Below are 2,788 nucleotides of genomic sequence, written 5' to 3' on the forward strand. Positions count from 1 at the left end.
AAGCTCTCCCAGGCCGTCACCGCCTGCGCCGGCGGATTCGCCACCAACGTCAAGACCACCGAGCAGCAGCTCACCGACGTCAAACCCGACCTCGCGCCCCAGGGCGCCGAACAGGCCATGGCCTTCACCGCCCAGGTGAAGAAGGCCGGTGCCACTCACCCGGTCAAGGTCGTCGTCTTCCGCAAGGGCACCACCGTCGGCTATCTCACCGCCACCGGCACCCCGGGGAAGACCCTCACCTTCCCCGCCAAGGTCTTCGAGGCACAGCTCGTCAAACTCGCCTGAACAAAGGGCTATCGCGCTCCGGTGGTTGAACCGCACTGCCGGAAAATGCCTGGCCCCCACGCCGTGTCGGCGTGGGGGCCAGGTGCTTCAGGAGACTATTTCCGGATGGTCGGCACGGCTATCCGAGTCGTTTCTTGGTGCGCCAGTCGGTGGAGATGACGCCGACGGGTGTGCCGTGGTGGGTGGCTCCGCCGGGGTAGAAGCGGACGATGCCGTTGTCGGTGGCGCCGGTGACGGCCCAGATTTCGGGGATGCCGTCGTTGTTGATGTCGGGGGTGCCGGTCATCAGGGGGATGGCGGCGGTGGTCCAGCCGTTTCCGTACTGAGCGTCGACACCGTTCTTGGAGTTGACCGCGCTGGCGAGGGAGTTGAGGTCGGTGCCTGTTCCGCCGGTGGCGGGTTTGCCGTGGCGCAGGAGGAGGCGTGCGGTGTTGAAGTCGCGCCAGACCATGTCGGCGGCGCCGTCGTTGTCGTGGTCGCCGATGCTGACGAGGTCGCGGTTGGTCCAGGCGGTGGCGGAGAGCTGGATGGCGGTGTCGAAGGCGGCGCCGGTGTAGCCGGTGAACACCCACAGGGCGTCACCCGCGGTGGCGAAGACTTCGGGGAGGTTGTCGTTGGTGATGTCGCCGACCGCGAGGATTTGGGTCAGGGAGGAGGGGGCGGGGGCGTTGGCGGGGAGGTGGACTTCGACGCGCTTGGAGATGTCGAGGCTGCCGTAGCCGTCGCCGCGGTAGATGTAGAGCTTGCCGTCGGGCATGCGGGCGACGAGGTCCTGGACGCCGTCGCCGCCGGTGAAGTCGCCGTTGTGGGTGATCAGGGCGGGGTTGTTGCCGGTGTCGTCGACCCAGTGGTAGCCGTAGTCCGGTTTCCCGTCCTCGTCCTCGTCCAGCTCGATGGCCCGGCCGTCGTCGTGGGCGGCCATGAGGGAGGAGTGGAGGTCGCCGTTGGCTTCGGAGGGGTAGAGGCGCAGGTCGCCGGTGGCGTCGATGACGTAGAGGTCGGCGAATCCGTCACCGGTCACATCGCCGGGTGAGTCGGCTTTGTCCCGTGGGGTGACGTAGTGGAGGTAGCGGGTCGAGGTCAGCGACATATTGCCCGCGGCGTCGGCCGCCTTCACGTAGAGGATGTTGGGGCCGGCGTTGGGCGGGGACAGGGTGCGGGTGATGCTGGTGGCACCCGCGGCAAGCGAGACGCTGCGTTCGGCGACGAAGGACTCGCGGTTGAAGGACCAGAAGAACTTGGTGGTCCCGGTGCCGCCGCTGGCGGCGGTGGTGAAGGTGTAGACGCCGGCGGTGCCGAACGGTTTCACACTCCACTTGCTGCCGGTGCCGTCGTCCTCGGGGAAGTCGGTGGAGCTGATGTCAGGGGAGGCGGGGGCGGTGTCGTCGTAGACGAATCCGCAGTTGATGACACCGGGCGGGGCCCAGGTCGAGGACACCCCGGCCGCGTCGATCGCCTTCACGATCCAGTGGTACGTCTTGCCGTTGACGAACTTCGTCCGGTCGACCGCCACATCGGCCTTGCCCGCACTGGTCGTCGTCCGGACACTGTCCACGATCTTCGTGGCGGTGGCGTCGGTACGCCAGGCCTGGAAGTGCAGCGACTTCAGATCCCCGTCGGGGTCGGAGCTGCCCGCGGCGAAGGTCAGGTTGCCCTTGCCGTAGGTGGTGTACGGGGTGGAGGTGTCACAGGCCCGGCCGTTCACCGTCAGCCCGGTCGGCTCCTTCGGGGGCCGGGTGTAGTCGATGTCCAGCTTCGGCGCCGAATGGCCCTCGGCCACGAACTTCTTCCACGAATTGGCGCTGGTCTCGCTCTTGGCCTTCATACGGATCGTCAGCTTCGTCGCGCCGGCACCCGCCACCACGCTCTGCGCGATCGACTTCCCGTCATAGGTGACGCTGGCATCCGGGCAGGAAGAGTTCCAGCCGTGCGCGAAGCTCTTCGTCCCGATATGGGTCCGGGTCGTCGGCTGGTTGTTCCAGGTCGTCGCCGACGAGATGTCGTCCGTCTGGTGGACCTCCATCTCCGAGGGGCTGCACGACCAGGAGTACGTCTGCCGGAACGTGAACAGCGCCGACGAGATCGTCGCGCCCTTGATACTCGACTTCCAGGTCAGCCGGTAGAAGGAACGGGAGAGTCCGCCGGTGGTGGACTCGTAGCCCACCCGGCCCTCCGTCGTCCCGGAGTTGAAGTTTGCCCCGTCCCAGAAGCTGGTGGTCGGGTACCGCTCGTAGGCGGTGGTCCAGGCCGCGGTCTTCCCGTAGAGCGGCGGGTCGATGAACACCGGGAAGACGGTGTCCTTGCCGGTCAGCAGCTTCTCGTCCGCAGCGACGGAGAGCACGGCATCCCCGGTCCCGCCACCGGTCAGGGAGGCGTCGGCGGGACCGCGCCTGGTCCCGATCTGCGGTCCGAGGAGGCCGGTCAGGGCGAACGTCCCCCCGGCCTTCGCCTCGGCGTCCTTCGCGGGCTCGCCCTGGGTGACCGCGGGCTTCCCGCTCGAATC

The 2,788-nt window shown here is 67.7% G+C and carries 1 protein-coding gene and 1 pseudogene; one reads left to right on the top strand and one right to left on the bottom strand.

The annotated features are described in order from the left end of the window. Positions 1-285 (top strand): annotated as a pseudogene (locus tag ACWDR0_RS34715) (hypothetical protein); the annotation flags it as partial. A 118-nt stretch (positions 286-403) separates the two neighbouring features. Here ACWDR0_RS34715 and ACWDR0_RS34720 read toward each other — a convergent pair. After that, a partial coding sequence (locus tag ACWDR0_RS34720; protein ID WP_456355825.1) for a VCBS repeat-containing protein occupies positions 404-2,788 on the bottom strand: 2,385 nt, incomplete at its 5' end.

The organism is Streptomyces sp. NPDC003691, assembly GCF_053981115.1.